Annotated in this window: 13 protein-coding genes; 7 read left to right on the top strand and 6 right to left on the bottom strand. The window is 74.1% G+C overall.

Features of this window, described 5'->3' with window-relative positions; genetic code table 11:
- Positions 1-159 precede the first annotated feature (159 nt).
- The gene (locus K4S16_RS07395; protein ID WP_235036642.1) at positions 160-1,329 is read left to right on the top strand and encodes a mechanosensitive ion channel family protein; all 1,170 of its coding nucleotides are present in this window, start codon (positions 160-162) and stop codon (positions 1,327-1,329) included.
- A 65-nt stretch (positions 1,330-1,394) separates the two neighbouring features.
- On the opposite strand, the gene K4S16_RS07390 is transcribed toward K4S16_RS07395, so the two are convergent.
- From K4S16_RS07390 to K4S16_RS07380, 3 genes are all read right to left on the bottom strand, one after another.
- Positions 1,395-1,835: a Rieske (2Fe-2S) protein gene (locus K4S16_RS07390; protein WP_149258121.1), complete on the bottom strand. Its 441-nt coding sequence runs from the start codon at positions 1,833-1,835 to the stop codon at positions 1,395-1,397.
- A 53-nt stretch (positions 1,836-1,888) separates the two neighbouring features.
- Entirely contained in the window at positions 1,889-4,726 is a 2,838-nt protein-coding gene (gene uvrA / locus K4S16_RS07385; protein ID WP_149258120.1) for an excinuclease ABC subunit UvrA, read from the bottom strand.
- Positions 4,727-4,986: 260 nt separating this feature from the next.
- Positions 4,987-5,778, bottom strand: a complete 792-nt coding sequence (locus K4S16_RS07380) for an MBL fold metallo-hydrolase (protein WP_149258119.1) — start codon at positions 5,776-5,778, stop codon at positions 4,987-4,989.
- A 68-nt stretch (positions 5,779-5,846) separates the two neighbouring features.
- Here K4S16_RS07380 and K4S16_RS07375 point away from each other — a divergent pair, with 68 nt between their 5' ends.
- Positions 5,847-6,611 carry a maleylpyruvate isomerase family mycothiol-dependent enzyme gene (locus K4S16_RS07375; RefSeq protein WP_160160862.1) on the top strand — a complete coding sequence of 255 codons (765 nt, stop codon included), beginning with the start codon at positions 5,847-5,849 and terminating at the stop codon, positions 6,609-6,611.
- A gap of 27 nt (positions 6,612-6,638) precedes the next feature.
- Here the strand turns inward: K4S16_RS07375 and K4S16_RS07370 are convergent, their stop codons facing one another.
- From K4S16_RS07370 to K4S16_RS07360, 3 genes are all read right to left on the bottom strand, one after another.
- The gene (locus K4S16_RS07370) at positions 6,639-7,337 is read right to left on the bottom strand and encodes a Crp/Fnr family transcriptional regulator (RefSeq protein WP_149258117.1); all 699 of its coding nucleotides are present in this window, start codon (positions 7,335-7,337) and stop codon (positions 6,639-6,641) included.
- 105 nt (positions 7,338-7,442) lie between these two features.
- Complete coding sequence (locus tag K4S16_RS07365) at positions 7,443-11,258, bottom strand: tetratricopeptide repeat protein (RefSeq protein ID WP_149258116.1); 3,816 nt, start codon at positions 11,256-11,258, stop codon at positions 7,443-7,445.
- 4 nt (positions 11,259-11,262) lie between these two features.
- Positions 11,263-11,751 carry a hypothetical protein gene (locus K4S16_RS07360; RefSeq protein ID WP_149258115.1) on the bottom strand — a complete coding sequence of 163 codons (489 nt, stop codon included), beginning with the start codon at positions 11,749-11,751 and terminating at the stop codon, positions 11,263-11,265.
- Positions 11,752-11,948: 197 nt separating this feature from the next.
- Between K4S16_RS07360 and K4S16_RS07355 the strand changes: the two genes are divergently transcribed.
- From K4S16_RS07355 to K4S16_RS07335, 5 genes are all read left to right on the top strand, one after another.
- Positions 11,949-12,614, top strand: a complete 666-nt coding sequence (locus K4S16_RS07355; protein WP_149258114.1) for an MBL fold metallo-hydrolase — start codon at positions 11,949-11,951, stop codon at positions 12,612-12,614.
- A gap of 71 nt (positions 12,615-12,685) precedes the next feature.
- Positions 12,686-13,291 (top strand): AAA family ATPase, encoded by a 606-nt coding sequence (locus K4S16_RS07350; protein WP_149258113.1) that lies wholly within the window; start codon positions 12,686-12,688, stop codon positions 13,289-13,291.
- 102 nt (positions 13,292-13,393) lie between these two features.
- Positions 13,394-14,479, top strand: coding sequence for an S-(hydroxymethyl)mycothiol dehydrogenase (locus K4S16_RS07345; RefSeq protein ID WP_149258112.1), 1,086 nt, complete (start codon positions 13,394-13,396; stop codon positions 14,477-14,479).
- Entirely contained in the window at positions 14,479-15,108 is a 630-nt protein-coding gene (locus K4S16_RS07340; protein WP_149258111.1) for an MBL fold metallo-hydrolase, read from the top strand. The genes K4S16_RS07345 and K4S16_RS07340 overlap by 1 nt, the downstream gene beginning before the upstream one ends.
- Positions 15,109-15,159: 51 nt before the next feature.
- On the top strand, positions 15,160-15,888 hold the full coding sequence (locus K4S16_RS07335) for a hypothetical protein (protein WP_235036641.1): 729 nt from the start codon (positions 15,160-15,162) through the stop codon (positions 15,886-15,888).
- Positions 15,889-15,895 lie beyond the last annotated feature (7 nt).

Genomic DNA, 15,895 nt, shown 5'->3' with positions numbered 1-15,895 from the left:
AATGGGCGGCACCGACACGCCGTGCCCCCGCGAGCCGGGCCCGCTCCGCGGCTTCCCGGAGGGTGACGTAGATCTCTCCCCGATGCCCGGATGTTCGCAAATCCACCGGAAAGGGAGGGTCAAACGGGTCGCTGATCTTCGAAGGGGGTCGTTCCGGACGTGTCCGCACTCTGGGCATGGATCATCCTGGCCGCCGTGGTCGGGACGTCCGTGATCGTCGTGGAGGGGGGTCGCCGGCTCGTCGCGGGCCGGCTGTCGCACCGCTGGCCGGGGGCGGGCCGGGTCGCCCGGCGCTGCACCGCGCCCGCGTTCGCGTTCGCGGTGGTCGTCAGCTCCAGCACCGCGATGCCGTACCAGGTCATCGGCGGGCACGCCGAGGACGTGGTCCGGCACGCGATGCGGATCGCGGCGATCGGCGCCTCCACCTGGCTGGTGCTGCGGATCGCCTACGCGCTGAGCGACCCGCCGCTGGCGCGGCTGATGCGCGTCGAGGGCGACCGCAACCGGCGGGCCAGGCGGGCCCGCACGCAGATGCTGCTGCTGCGCCGCATCGCGGCCATGATCATCGTGGTGCTCGCCGTCGGCGCGGCGCTGTTCACCTTCCCCGCCGTGCGCGCGGTCGGCGCCGGGGTGCTGGCCTCGGCGGGCGTCGCCGGCCTGGTGGTGGGCATCGCGGCGCGGCCCACCCTCGGCAACCTGCTGGCCGGGCTCCAGCTGGCGTTCAGCGACGCGCTGCGCCTGGACGACGTCGTCGTCACGCAGGGGATCTGGGGCCGGGTCGAGGAGCTGACGCTGTCCTACGTCGTCCTGCAGCTCTGGGACGACCGGCGCATGATCTTCCCGGTTTCGCACTTCACCGAGCAGCCGTTCGAGAACTGGACCCGGCACTCCAGCCGCCTGCTCGGCTCGGTCGAGCTCCACGTGGACTGGACGGTCCCGGTGGAGGAGCTGCGCGCCGAGCTGTACACGGCGCTGAAGGAGAACCCGCTGTGGGACCGGCGGGAGTGGATGCTGCAGGTGGTGGACGTGCTGCCGAGCGGCCTCGTCACGGTCCGCGCGCTGATGAGCGCCGCCGACTCGGCGAGCACCTGGGACCTGCGCTGCGACGTGCGCGAGCACCTGGTCTCCTACATCCGCGACCGCCATCCGGAGGCCCTCCCCCGGCTCCGCATCGGCCCCGAGCCCGTCGCGGACGGCACCGGGACGGCGCTGGACGACCGGGCGCCGGCCACCGAGGAGGAGGTCGCGGAGGGGCGGCACGCGGACGGCGCGCGGGCCGTCCCCCGCGAGGACGGCCCGGCGCGCGCGAAGTCGCTCAGGCGGGCGTGAGCCGCCCGGACCCGTGCTCAGGCGACGACGTGCTCAGGCGACGACGTGCTCAGGTGACGACGTGCTCAGGTGACGACGATGCCGCCGCCCTTGGCCTGGACGGGGTACTCCTTGAGCGGCTTCGTCGCGGGGCCCTTCTGCACCGACCCGTCGGCGATCCTGAACTCGCTGCCGTGGCAGGGGCACTTGATCACCCCGTTCGACACCCCGCCGACCGTGCAGCCCTGGTGGGTGCACACCGCCGTGAACGCCTTGAAGGCGCCCTGGGTCGGCTGGGTCACCACGACCTTATCGGCCGCGTTGACCTTGCCGCCCCCGACCGGGACGTCGGCGGCCTTCGCGATCTCCTTGCCCTTGAGGTCCGCGGCGGACTTCTCCCCGCCGCCGGACGCGCATCCGGCGAGCGCCGCGGCGCCCACGGCTCCGGCCCCGCACAGCACCGCGCGCCGGCCGACTCCCCCGCCCCCGGTGGCCGCTGGGGCCCCGGGCGTCACTTCATCTCCCATGGCTCCATCTTGGTGGACGGGTCCGACCGCTCCGCACCGGCCCGGCCCCGCGGCTATCCGAGGATCTTCTTGAGGAACTGGCCGGTGTGGCTGGCCTCGACCTCGGCGACGTCCTCGGGGGTGCCGGTGGCGACGACCGTGCCGCCGCGGGAACCGCCCTCGGGGCCCATGTCGATGATCCAGTCGGCGGTCTTGACGACGTCGAGGTTGTGCTCGATGACGATGACGGTGTTGCCCTTGTCGACCAGGCCGTTCAGCACGCCGAGGAGCTTGCGGATGTCCTCGAAGTGCAGGCCCGTGGTCGGCTCGTCCAGCACGTAGACGGTGCGGCCGGTGGAGCGCTTCTGGAGCTCGGAGGCCAGCTTGACGCGCTGGGCCTCGCCGCCGGACAGGGTCGGGGCGGGCTGGCCGAGCCGCACGTAGCCGAGGCCGACGTCGTTCAGCGTCTTCAGGTGCCGGTGGATCGCCGTGATCGGCTCGAAGAACTCGGTGGCCTGCTCGATCGGCATGTCGAGCACCTCGGAGATCGTCTTGCCCTTGTAGTGGACCTCCAGGGTCTCCCGGTTGTAGCGGGCGCCGTGGCAGACCTCGCACGGGACGTAGACGTCCGGCAGGAAGTTCATCTCGATCTTGATGGTGCCGTCGCCGGAGCAGTTCTCGCAGCGGCCGCCCTTGACGTTGAAGGAGAACCGGCCGGGCTGGTAGCCGCGCACCTTCGCCTCGGTGGTCTGCGCGAACAGCTTGCGGATGTGGTCGAACACGCCGGTGTAGGTGGCCGGGTTGGACCGCGGGGTGCGGCCGATCGGCGACTGGTCGACGTGCACGACCTTGTCGAGCTGGTCGACGCCGTTGACGCGCTTGTGCTTGCCCGGGACGGTCTTCGCCCCGTTCAGCTTCTTCGCCAGCGAGTTGTAGAGGATGTCGTTGACCAGCGTCGACTTGCCGGACCCCGACACTCCGGTCACGGCGGTGAGGACGCCGAGCGGGAACGCGACGTCCACGCCGCGGAGGTTGTTCTGCTGGGCGCCCTTGACCGTCACCTCGCGGCCCTTGGTGCGCGGCCGCCGGATCTGCGGGACGGCGATCTCGCGGCGCCCGTCCAGGTAGGCGCCGGTCAGCGAGCGCTCGGACTTCTTGAGGTCCTCGACCGTGCCGGAGACGACGATCTCGCCGCCGTGCTCGCCCGCGCGCGGGCCGATGTCGACGATCCAGTCGGCGGCGGCGATGGTGTCCTCGTCGTGCTCGACGACGATCAGGGTGTTGCCCATGTCGCGCAGCCGGAGCAGCGTCTCCAGCAGCCGGTGGTTGTCGCGCTGGTGCAGGCCGATGGACGGCTCGTCAAGGACGTAAAGGACACCGACCAGGCCGGAGCCGATCTGCGTCGCCAGCCGGATGCGCTGCGCCTCGCCGCCGGCGAGCGTGGCCGACGCCCGGTCGAGGGTGAGGTAGTCGAGGCCGACGTCCAGCAGGAAGCCGAGCCGGGCGTTGACCTCCTTGAGGACGCGCTCGGCGATGTGCCGCTCGCGCTCGTTCAGCTCGAGCGCGAGCAGGAACTTCGCGGCCTCGCCGATCGGCATAGCGGCGACCTCGGCGATCGACATCCCGCCCATGGTGACCGCGAGCACGACCGGCTTGAGCCGGGCGCCCTCGCACGTCGGGCACGGGATCTCGCGCATGTAGCCCTCGAACCGCTCCCGGCTGGAGTCGCTCTCGGACTCGGCGTGCCGCCGCTGGATGTAGGGGACGACGCCCTCGTAGGCCGTGTAGTAGGACCTCGTCCGGCCGTAGCGGTTCTTGTAGCGGACGTGGACCTGCGTCTCGTGGCCGTTCAGGACGGCCTTGCGCGCCTTGGCGGGCAGCTTGTCCCACGGGGTGTTCAGGTCGAAGCCCATGGCGTCGCCCAGGGCCGACAGCAGCCGCAGGAAGTAGTCGCTCACGTGTCCGTTGGACCACGGCTGGATCGCGCCCTCGCCCAGCGTCAGCTCCCCGTCGGGGACGACGAGCTCGGGGTCGACCTCCATGCGCGTCCCGAGCCCGGTGCAGTCGGGGCAGGCGCCGTAAGGCGAGTTGAACGAGAAGGACCGCGGCTCGAGCTCCTCGAACGACAGGTCGTCGTAGGGGCAGTAGAGGTGCTCGGAGTACATCCGGGTGCGGTGCTCGTCGTCCTCGGGGAGGTCGACGAAGTCGAGGACGATCGTGCCGCCCGCCAGGCCGAGCGCCGTCTCCACCGAGTCGGCGAGCCGCTGCCGGGCCGAGTCCTTCACCGAGAGCCGGTCGACCACGACGGAGATGTCGTGCTTCTCCTGCTTCTTCAGCTTGGGCGGCTCGTCCAGCCGGATCATCCGCCCGTCGACCAGCGCCCGCGAGTAGCCCTTGGACTGCAGCTCGCGGAACAGCTCCAGGTACTCGCCCTTGCGGCCGCGGATCACCGGCGCCAGCACCTGGAACCGGGTGCCCTGCTCCAGCTCCAGCACCCGGTCGACGATCTGCTGCGGCGCCTGCCGGCTGATCGGCCGGCCGCACTCGGGGCAGTGCGGGTGCCCGATCCGCGCGTAGAGCAGCCGCAGGTAGTCGTAGACCTCGGTGATCGTCCCGACCGTGGACCGGGGGTTCTTGCTGGTGGACTTCTGGTCGATCGAGACCGCGGGCGACAGGCCCTCGATGAAGTCGACGTCGGGTTTGTCCATCTGCCCGAGGAACTGCCGGGCGTAGGCGGACAGCGACTCCACGTACCGGCGCTGCCCCTCGGCGAAGATCGTGTCGAAGGCCAGGCTGGACTTCCCCGAACCGGACAGACCGGTGAACACGATCATGGCGTCCCGCGGGAGGTCGAGCGAGACGTCCTTCAGGTTGTGCTCGCGCGCTCCACGCACGATGAGTCGGTCATGCACGGCGTACTTCCGGTTCCTCTTCTGGGCGCGGCGATCTGCGGATACGGCTCGGTATCAAGGCTAGCCACGGGGTGCGACAGGATGCCCCGAGTTCTCAACAGCGGCGCGCGCCGCTGCATTTCATGACGCTACCCGGCCGTCCGAGCGGTCCGGACGGCACCATCGCACCGTACACGTGTTCGAACGCCGCCCGCCACCGGAACACCGGGGGAACCCCGCGCCCCTCCCCGGCCGCCCGTCACGGCCCGCGTTCCCGCAGGTCACTCGTCGTCGAGCGCGAAGGAGAGGTAGCGCTCGGCGGAGCGGCGGACGGCGTCCTTGCCGTCGGTGTACACGACCTTCTTCCACCAGGCGCCGTAGACGCGGTCGAAGTCGTAAGGCTCCAGCAGGCGCAGGGCGCGGCGGACCGTGCGCGGACGCTCCGGGATGAAGTTCGGATAGGAGTACATGAAGCTCACCCAGTCGCGGTCGTTGACGACCGTCAGGATGTCGCCGGAGAAGAGCGCGCGGGCGTCGCGCCAGTGCAGCACCTGGCCCCCGGCGAAGTGGACGCCGGCGTTGACCAGCGTGAGGCCGTCGGCCAGTTCGCGGGTGTCGCCCGACCAGAAGACGACCGCGTCGTCCGGGCGGGGCACCCATCGGCGGTCGGCCTCGTGGATGTAGACGGGCGCGTCGAAGGCGCGCGCCCACTCGATCATGCTGCCGTAGAAGTGCGGGTGGCTGATCGCTATCGCGGAGACGCCTCCGAGCTCGTTCACCCGGCGCACCAGGTCGTCGTCGATGTGGGTGACCATGTCCCACAGGACGTTGCCGGAGGGGGCGCGCAGGAGGAGGGCGCGCTGGCCGATGGCGGTGGACGGCTCGGTGCCGATCCCGATGACGTCCGGGCCCTCCTCGGCGACGCGGCCGCGGTGGTCCGCGCGCAGTTCCTCCAGGGTCGTCCATTTCTGGCCTTCCCAGCCGACGTACTGCCGCTCGTCCTCGCAGATCGGGCAGTCGGGGCGGGGCCCGGCGTACTGGACGCCGCACGTCACGCAGATCGGAAGCTCCATGATCACCAGTCTGGCGCGGGCCGGGCCGGTGCGACAGGATGGAGCGTCCTTTTCGCCGAGGAGGGGTCATGGACTGGCGCGACGTGGTCGACGAGCTGGACGCGGGCGTGGAGCGGATCGCGCGGACGCTGGAGGGGCTGGCCGACGACGCCCTGCGCGGCGCGTCGGCGCTGCCGGGGTGGAGCCGCGGGCACGTGGCGACGCACATCGCGCGCAACGCCGACTCCCTGTGGAACCTGCTCAAAGGGGCCCGCACGGGGACGGAGATCCCGCAGTACCCGAGCCTGGAGCGGCGCAACGCCGACGTCGCCGCGGGCGCGGGGCGCGGCCGGGACGAGCTGGTCGCCGACGTCCGGGCGACGCAGGCGCGGTTCTCCGAGCAGGCCAGGTCGCTGCCCGGGAGCGCCTGGAACGCTCCGGTGCGGGCGATGACGGGCTGGCCCCATCCGGCCTGGTACACGGTGTTCCGCCGCTGGAACGAGGTGGAGGCCCACCACGTCGACCTCGCCGCCGGGTACGGCCCCGCCGACTGGCCCGAGCCCTACGTCCGGTGGTCCGCGGCGGCCACGCTGGCGGACATGGCGGCGCTGCCGAAGGACGCCCTCGGCGAGGTGGCCGGGCTCCGGATCACCGCGACCGACTCCGGCGAGACCGCCGAACTCGGCTGGACGCCCGGCGGCCCGGAGGCGTCCGGCTCCGCGCGGGCGCTGCTGGGCTGGCTGAGCGGGCGGTCGGACGGCGCGGGCGTGCATCTCCGCCCGGACGGGCCGCTCCCGGTGCCGCCGCCCTGGCCGCACGAGCCGTCGGGTTTCCCGGAGGAGTCGGGCTTCTGAGGGACGCCGCTCTGGGGCACGTCGGGCCTAGGGCGGGTCGTCGCCGGCGAGCCGGCGCAGGGCGTCCGCCGAGCGGACGGCGATCGCGCTGCGGGCGACGGTCACGCTGCCGCGCACGGGCTCGGTCGCGAGGATCTGCGCGACCTTGCGGCGGCCCATGCCGGCCCAGCGGCCGAGGTCCTGCTGGGTGAACGGCACCCGGACGAGGACGCCCTCCTCGGTCACGCCGTCCGGGCGCTCCCGCTTGACCGGGGAGCCGAACCGCGCCGCCAGCCGCAGGAGCCGGCCGGCGAGGCGGCGCTCGGGGTCGTCGGGGAAGTGCGCGACGCGCAGCTCGTTGGCGTCGCGGAGCCGCTCGGCGAGGACGGCGGCGACGGCCCACACCGCGCCGGGCTCGGCGTCCAGGACGCCGCGGAAGCGCGCGGCGGGCAGCACGACGGCCTCCACCCGGGTCAGCGCCTCGGCGTTGGCGTGCCGGACGCCGCCGTCCACCGCCTCCAGCTCCCCGACCAGGTCGCCCGGCCCGAGGACGTCGAGGATCGCGACGTCGCCGTCACGGTCCACCCACACCTTCACCGCCCCGGAGCGCAGGACGAAGACCTGGGACGCGCGGGTGTGCTCGCGCGTGAGGAACGCCCCGGGCCGGATCACCACCGGGGCGCCCGCCCGCCGCAGGGCCTCCCGGGCGCGGGGGGTCAGCGCGTCCCAGAACCGGGTGGTGTGCATCTCGCCTCCTCACCGGACCCGCATCCGGCCGGGCCGCGGCCTTTCATGATCGGGTGCCTCGCGGTCCAGTGAACGCGGCCCCGCGCGGACCGACCAGGTCGTCCGTCACATGTCGAGGGATCTCTCGGAGGCGAGGAGGCCGTCGAGGGCGCGGACGCGCCGGCCGCAGTCCGCGGCCGCGGCCTGGTCGCCGAGGGCCAGGTGGGATTCGCGCAGCAGTTCCAGCGCCCGCCGCAGCCCCCGCTGGTCGTCGGTGTCGCGGCGGATGGCGATCTCGGCGGTGACGTGCTCCACCGCGCGGTCGTGCTCGCCGAGCAGCTGGGACGCGCGGGCCATGGTGCGCAGGGCCTGGGCCTGCTCGCGGGTGGCGCCGAGCTCGGCGGCGAGGTCGCCGGCGCGCCGCCCGGTGGCCAGGGCCTCGCCGGCGCGGCCGAGGTCGAGGTGGATGGCGGCGAGGTGGACGAGCCCGACGGCCTCGCTGTGCCGGTCGCCGACCTCGCCGAGGATCCGCAGCGCCTCCACCTCCCGCTCCAGGGCCTCCTCGGGGCGGCCGGCGCGGCGCAGCACGGCGGCGAGCGTGTCCATGCCGACGCCGAGGCCGTACCAGTCGCCGCCGGACTCGCGGAGGCCGAGCGCCTGCCGCGCGGCGCGCTCGGCGTCCTCGGGCAGGCCGAGCGCCGAGTACGTGCGGGCCAGGCTGCCGAGCGTGCCGGCCATTCCGCCCCGCGCGCCGAGGCGGTGCCACAGGTCCAGCGCCTCCAGGCCGAGGATGAACGCCTCCTGGTGGCGTCCGAGGCGACGCATCACCACCGAGAGGTGCTCCAGGTCGTGGGCCTCGCCGTGCTGGTCGCCGATCTCCCTGCGGATCTCCAGGGCGCGCAGGAGGTGCTCGCGGGCCTCGCGGTACCGGCCGAGGCGCCAGTGGACGATCCCGATCTGCGCGAGCGTCTCGGCCTCGCCGTGCCGGTCGCTGGTGTCGCGGTGCAGCCGCAGCGCCTGCCCGCAGTAGGTGAACGCCTCGGCGAACCGCGTCGCCTCGCACATGAGCATGCCGAGGGTGGTCAGCGCGCGCGCCTCGCCGTGGCGGGCACCCAGGGCGCGGTAGGTGTGGAGCGCCTGTTCGGCGTCCTGCTGCGCCAGGTCCCGCAGACCGAGCGCGGCGTTCATCCGCGCCAGCTCCGTCAGCGCCTGCGCGGCGCCGTGCATGTCGGCGAGTTCCTGCCGGATGGCCAGCGCCTCAAGGGCGTGGGAGACCGCGCCGTGGACGTTCCCTTGGCGGCGGTGCACCTGGGCCACGGTGAGCAGGGTCTCGGCGACGCCCGGCTGGTCTTCTGTCCGGCGGCGGACGCCGAGCGCCTTCGCGGCGTGGTCCAAGGCCGTCTCGTAGGCGCCGAGGCCCAGGTGCGCCCGGGCCAGGATGTCGTGGCCCTTGGCCGTTCCCGCGTCGTCTCGCAGTTCCCCGTGGACGGCGAGGGAGCGCCGCGCGTGGTCGATCGCCGTCGGGTAGCGGCCCAGCACCACATGTACGTGGGCGAGGGTGGCGAGCGCGGCGGCCTCCCCGTAGAGGTCGGGCGGGTCGACGGCCCGGAATCCGCGCCGCGCGTCCTCCCCGTACCCGATGGCCTGGACGGAGTCGCCCACCCCGAAGTGCGCCATCGCCAGGTTGTGGAGCATGACGGCCGCGGCCGCCCAGTCCTCCTCGCTGCGGGCGGCGTGCAGGCCCGCCTGGTGGACGGCGATGGCGTCCTCGCTGTAGCGGCGGAACTCCTGGAAGTCGAACAGCGCGTCGGCGAGCTCCCAGCACGTCCGGTGCAGGCCGAGCCGGGCGGCCTGGTGCACCGCGGCGACCAGGTTGCGCCGCTCGGCCTCGAACCAGGCGAGCCCGGCGGCGCGCTCGGCGGCGGTGGAGGCGCGGCGCCGCCCCTCGACCGCGTGGGCCCTCGGCCGGGACCGCCGCGCCAGGGCGTCCCCCGCCGCGCGCGCCTCCGCGAGGTAGGAGGCCAGCAGCCGCCGCTGCGCCGCCTGGAGCTCGCCGTCGGAGTCCTCGCGCAGTCCCCTCTCCCGCGCGAATTCGCGTAGCAGGTCGTGCATCCGGTAGCGGTCCGGCCCCACGTCGTGCACCAGGTACGCCTGGCGGAGCCCCTCCAGGCATTCGCGCGCCTCGTCGACCGAGCCGTCCTGCAAGGCGGCGAGGGCGGTGGGCGTGAAGTCGGGGCCTGCGACGAGGCCGAGCCTGCGGAACGCCTCGCGCTGCCCGCGGCCCAGGCTCCGGTAGGCGACGTCGAATGTCGGGCTGAGGACGGCCAGCAGCGCCGTCCCGGACGTGCCGGGCGCCGCGCCGTCGCCCAGGCCCGCCCCCGCGAGGCCCGGCCCGTACAGCGCGGCGTCCTGCACGTCCCGGGCGGCCAGCTCCCGGACGGTCCCGGCGATCGACTCGCCGGGGTTCTCGGCCAGCCGGCCGGCCATGACGCCGAGCGCGAGCGGCAGGTGGCCGCATTCGCGGGCGAGCCGCTCGACCGCCTTGTCCTCCTCGCGGAGGCGGGGGTCGCCCGGGCCGAGGACGTTGGAGATGAGGTCCACGGCCTCCTGCGTCGCCATCTCCCGCAGCTCCAGCGTCCGGACGTCGGCGCCTTCGAGCAGGGCCGGCAGCCGCCGCCGGCTCGTCACGACCACCAGCCCGGAGGCCATCGCCGCCAGCAGCGGCCTGATCTGCTCTGGCCGCGCGGCGTTGTCGAGGATCAGCAGCATCCGGCGGTCGCCGAGCAGCGACCGGCACTGCGCCGCCAGCTCCGCCTGCGTCCGCGGGACCTGGTCGCCCGGCACGCCCGCCGCGCGCAGCACCTGCCCCATGGCCTCCGCCGGGGTGACGGGGCTGCGGGACGTGCCGCGCAGGTCGGTGAACAGGACGCCGTCGGGGAAGCGGTCGGCGACCCGGTGCGCCCAGTGCAGCGCCAGCGTGGTCTTGCCGACGCCCGCCATCCCCTGGACGACGACCGCGCGCGGCCACACCGACTGGCCGACCAGCAGGTCGAGCTTGCCCAGGCTGACCGCGCGGCCGGCGAAGTAGGGGTTGTCGGCGGGGAGCCGCACGGCGGGCGGCCCGGCCGGGGTCTCCAGGCGCACCGGTTCGCGCGCCGCGATCCCGGCGCCGGCGTCCCGGCCCGCCGCGTCCCCCGGCGACCGCTCGGGCTCGGCGGCCGGCCACTCGTCCCCCCAGGGGCTCGCGGCGCGGCGGAGCCGTTCGAGGTCGAGGACGGTCAGCGGGCGGGCCCGCTGGTCGAGGATCCCCTTCGCCCGCCACGACCGGAACCACCGCACCAGCGTCTCGCGGGAGATCCCCGCCCAGTTCGCCAGCTCCGCCTGGCTGAGCCGCAGGGGGATCCGCGTCCCCTGGCCGGCGGCGGGCTCGCCGAACCGGTGCGCCAGCTCCAGCAGGTGGTAGGCGAGCCGCTGGGGATGGTCCGCGGCCCGCACCGCGTGCCGGCGGCCCCCGTAGGTGACGCTCTCGGAGATCGCGTGCATCATCGCCTCGGCGACCTGCGGGCTCGCCGCCAGCAGGCTGCGGAACTTGCCGCGGTCCACGCGCAGCGCCGTCACGTGGTCCAGCGCGGCGACCGTGCCGCGCTGCGGGTGCCCCCACGGCGCGAGGACGCCGACCAGGTCCCCCGCGCCGAACAGCTCGATGATCGACTCGTCGCCGTCGCTGGAGTCCACGAACTCCTTGGCCACCGCGTTGCTCGCGGACCGCGGCGACGCCTTGAACACCACGTAGACGGCCGGCGCGACCGTCCCCTGGTGGCAGAGCATGCCGCCGGGCGGGATGTCGGTGCGCCGGCCCATGGCGCGCAGCGCCTGCCGGTCGGTGGGGGCGAGCCGCTCCCAGAAGCTGCCCGGCCGGACGCCCGGACCGTCACCGATCATGCGGTCACCCTCCCGCCATCGCCGCCGCCAGCGTCCAGAACAGGAACAGCACCGCGGTCGCCGCCGACCAGGCGACGGCCTGCCAGGACAGCTCCCCGCAGCGGTGCGCCGCCGACAGCAGGCGGCGCAGTTCCGCGTCGCGGACCCGCTCGTCCAGCGCGACCGCCGAACCGAACGGCGTCCACGGCACACCCGGGTCGACGGGCGACCCGGTGCGGCCGCGGACCTCGCCGAGCACGGCCAGCAGCGTCCGCCGCGACCGCACCGCGTATCCGGTGGAGACGGCGAACGCGCCGGCGAGCACCGGCAGCAGCGCCAGCGCGGCGAGTCCCGGCGGGCCCGCCGCCAGCCGGGAGACGGTCCCGACCAGGACGAGGGCGAGGACCACGGCCGCGACGGCGGAGTCCCTGCCGCACAGCCGGACCAGCGTGCAGGCCTGCCCGAGGAGGTCCTCCGGCCGCTCCTTGTCCGGTCCGGGACGGAATGCGGTCACCAACGCCTCACCGTCCTTTCGGGGGGTCGAACCTGATCTTCCAGTTCCCATGGTGCGGCCGGGAAGGGGAGAAGTCCGTCCGGCAGCGCACGGTTCGGCTGAGTCTGGTGACTCATTTCCGGCACGCCCCCGGGTCGCGGCGGAGGGCGGGCCCCGATGAGGGAGGATGGTCTTCGAACGACCGACGGGGAGGACGCATGACCTACACCGGGAACGTCGAGGCCGGCGGGCGTCCCGACGTCCGCGAACTGCCCGGGCTGCGGGTGACGAAGGTGGCGGTCGGCCCGTACGACAACAACGCCTACCTCCTGCGCTGCACCGCCACCGGCGAGCAGCTGCTCATCGACGCGGCGAACGAGGCGCCCCGGCTGCTGGAGCTCATCGGCGACGGGCCCCTCGCGCGGATCGTCACCACGCACCGCCACGAGGACCACTGGATGGCGCTGAGCGAGGTCGTGCGGGCCACCGGCGCGCCGGTGGTCGCCCACCCGCGCGACGCCGGCCCCCTCCCCGAGCCGGTCGCCGAGCCCGTCGAGCACGGCGACACCGTCACGGTGGGCCAGGCGTCCCTCGACGTCATCCACCTGCGCGGCCACACGCCCGGCTCGATCGCGCTGCTCTACGACGCGGGCGGCGAACTGGCCGACCGCCCGCACCTGTTCACCGGCGACAGCCTGTTCCCCGGCGGGGTCGGCAACACCTGGGGCGACCCGACGCGCTTCAAGCAGCTGCTCTCGGACGTGGAGGAGCGCGTCTTCGACCGCCTGCCCGACGCCACCTGGTTCTACCCGGGCCACGGCAAGGACTCCACGCTCGGCCGGGAGCGGCCCTCGCTCCCGGAGTGGCGCGCCCGCGGCTGGTGACGCTCCCGGCCCGGTCCGGAACAAGCGGTGCGGGGTGTTCGTTTGCCCCAACACACTTCCGGCCCGAGCCCATGGAGTCGACCATCCCCCAACCCGACGAGGCCGACCCGGGACCCGCGCTGCGCTATCCCGCGGGCTCCCTCGTGCTGGTCGCCGGCCTGCCGGGCGCCGGCAAGAGCACCCTGCTGAACCGCCTGTACGGACTGCGCGGCGACGAGACGGCCCCGGTGCGCGCCGGGGACGTCCGGGTCATCGACTCCCGCCAGTCCCGCAACTGGTGGGCCAGGTTCCTCGGGCCGCTGCCCGTCCGGCTGCGGACCCCGATCGTGCACGCCACCCACGTCTGGCGCATCGCCCGCGCGGTCCGCGCCGGGCACGGCGTCGTCGCCCACACCCGCGGCACCTGGCCGCACATCCTGCACTGCTTCGCGTGGCTGGCCCGCCGCCGCGGCGGGCGGCTGCACCTGATCCTCATCGACGTCGAGCCGGAGACCGCCCGCGCCGGCCAGTACGCCCGCGGCCGGGTCGTCACCTCCACCACGTTCGCCCGCCACTGCCGCCGCTGGAACCCGCTGATCGCCCGCGCTCGCGAGGGCGGCCCGCTGCCGCCCGCCGCCGGGGTCGTCGTCCTCGACCGCGACGCCGCCGACAAGCTCCAGGCCATCCGCTTCAGCTGAACCCCCCGAACCGGCGGACGGGCCCCCTCTGGTCGTGGGCCAAGGGGCGGAGGGGGCGTGTGGGTAGGGTCGGGAGGAGTCGAGACGACGAGAGGCGGCAGCATGGCGCAGCAGGTACGCGGGGTCGTCGCACCCGGCAAGGGACAGCCGGTGCGGATCGAGACGATCGTCGTTCCGGACCCGGGCCCCGGAGAGGCGGTCGTCCAGGTCCAGGCGTGCGGGGTCTGCCACACCGACCTCCACTACCGCGAGGGCGGCATCAACGACGAGTTCCCGTTCCTGCTCGGGCACGAGGCCGCCGGGGTCGTCGAGTCGGTGGGCGAGGGGGTGACCGAGGTCGCGCCGGGCGACTTCGTGGTCCTCAACTGGCGCGCGGTGTGCGGGCAGTGCCGCGCCTGCACGCGCGGACGCCCCTGGTACTGCTTCGACACGCACAACGCGAAGCAGAAGATGACCCTCGAGGACGGGACCGAGCTGTCGCCCGCGCTCGGCATCGGCGCGTTCGCCGACAAGACCCTCGTCGCGGCCGGGCAGTGCACGCGGGTCGACCCCGCGGCGCGGCCCGAGGTCGCCGGGCTGCTCGGGTGCGGCGTGATGGCGGGGCTCGGCGCCGCGATCAACACCGGCGGGGTCGGGCGCGGCGACTCGGTCGCGGTCATCGGCTGCGGCGGCGTCGGCGCGGCGGCCGTGCTCGGCGCCCGGCTGGCCGGCGCCGCCCGGATCATCGCGGTGGACCTGGACGAGCGCAAGCTCGCCACCGCCTCCTCGCTCGGCGCCACGCACACCGTCGACGGCGGGAAGCAGGACGTGGTCGAGACGGTGCGGGAGCTGACCGGCGGGTTCGGCGCCGACGTCGTCATCGACGCGGTCGGCCGCCCGGAGACCTACGAGCAGGCCTTCTACGCCCGCGACCTCGCCGGGACGGTGGTCCTGGTCGGGGTGCCGACCCCCGAGATGAGGCTGGAGCTGCCGCTGCTGGACGTCTTCGGGCGCGGCGGATCGCTCAAGTCGTCCTGGTACGGCGACTGCCTGCCGTCCCGCGACTTCCCCATGCTCATCGACCTGTACCTGCAGGGCCGCCTCGACCTGGACGCCTTCGTCTCCGAGACGATCGAGCTGGACGGCGTCGAGGCCGCGTTCGAGAAGATGCACCGCGGCGACGTGCTGCGCTCGGTGGTGGTGCTCTGATGGCGGCCCGCATCGACCACGTCGTCACGTCCGGGACGTTCTCGCTGGACGGCGGCACCTGGGACGTCGACAACAACGTCTGGATCGTCGGGGACGACAGCGAGGCGGTCGTCATCGACGCCGCGCACGACGCCGAGGCGATCGCCGCGGCGGTCGGCGGCCGGCGGCTGGTGGCGATCGTGTCCACGCACGGGCACGACGACCACATCGACGCGGCGCCCGCCCTGCGGGCCCGCACGGGCGCGCCGATCCTGCTGCACCCGGACGACCTGATGCTGTGGAAGCAGAGGCATCCGGACACCTCGCCCGACGGCGACCTTTCCGACGGGCAGGTCATCACGGTCGCGGGCACGGACCTCACCGTCCTGCACACGCCCGGCCACAGCCCCGGGGCGGTGTGCCTGCACGCGCCCGGCCTCGCGACCGTCTTCTCCGGCGACACCCTGTTCAGCGGCGGACCGGGCGCCACGGGCCGGTCCTTCTCCGACTTCCCGACGATCATCGCCTCGATCCGGGAGCGGCTGCTGACGCTCCCGCCGGAGACGACCGTGCGCACCGGGCACGGCGACTCCACCACCATCGCGGCGGAGGCCCCGCATCTGGAGGAATGGATAGCCCGGGGCCACTGACCGGGATAGTGTCCCCGGTGGCGGGCGGTCGTCCAGAGCCGGGAGGGTGCGATGCGGGGCAGGGCACCGCTGGCGCTCCTGCTCTGCGGGGCCGTCGCGGGGTGCGGCCAGAGCGCGCGCGGCGCGGACGTGCCGCCGCCGGTCGCGCCCCCCGCGTCGGCTCCCACCGCGAGCTCGCCTCCCGCCGCTCCGGTCCCCGCGGCCGCGCCTGACAGGGCCGTGCCGCTCGGACGGGTCCGGGGGTGGCGCATCACCACCTATTACACGGCGCTGGAGAGCCTCTACCACGGCGCCCGCAAGCCGGTGCGCGGCTGCGCCCGCTTCCACTGCTCGCACGGGAAGACCCCGCTCGGCTCGTACCCGAAGGACTTCCTCAAGGTCGTCCAGACCGAGGGCAGCGGGCGCATCACCGAGGGGCCGCAGGCGGGCCGGTACCTGAACTGGTCGCACAGCGTCGGCTTCTGGCTGGACGACACCACCCGCGACTCGCGCGGGCGACCGCTGCGGCCGTGGGCGTCGGCGGCGGCCGACAAGTCCGTCCTGGCGCGGGGGCAGCGGTTCGCGATCGTCGACTGCGGCAGGGACGGCAACGGCCACCCGATCGAGGACGAGGTGTGCGCGGCGTTCCGGAAGGCGAACTGGACGGTAACCGACCTGTTCCGCCCCGGATACGGCGGCGAGAACCACGCCGACGTCTACATCGGCGAGGAGAAGGGCCCGCGGCTGGCCGAGTCGCCGTTCTACACGACACTGAGCGGCGCCACCCTCGGGCCGTCCTAGCCCGGTC

The sequence above is a fragment of the Actinomadura sp. K4S16 genome, from assembly GCF_008327685.1.
Lineage (GTDB): Bacteria > Actinomycetota > Actinomycetes > Streptosporangiales > Streptosporangiaceae > Spirillospora.
Note: the sequence above shows the minus strand (reverse complement) of the source record. Positions and strands in the feature narration are given on the sequence as shown.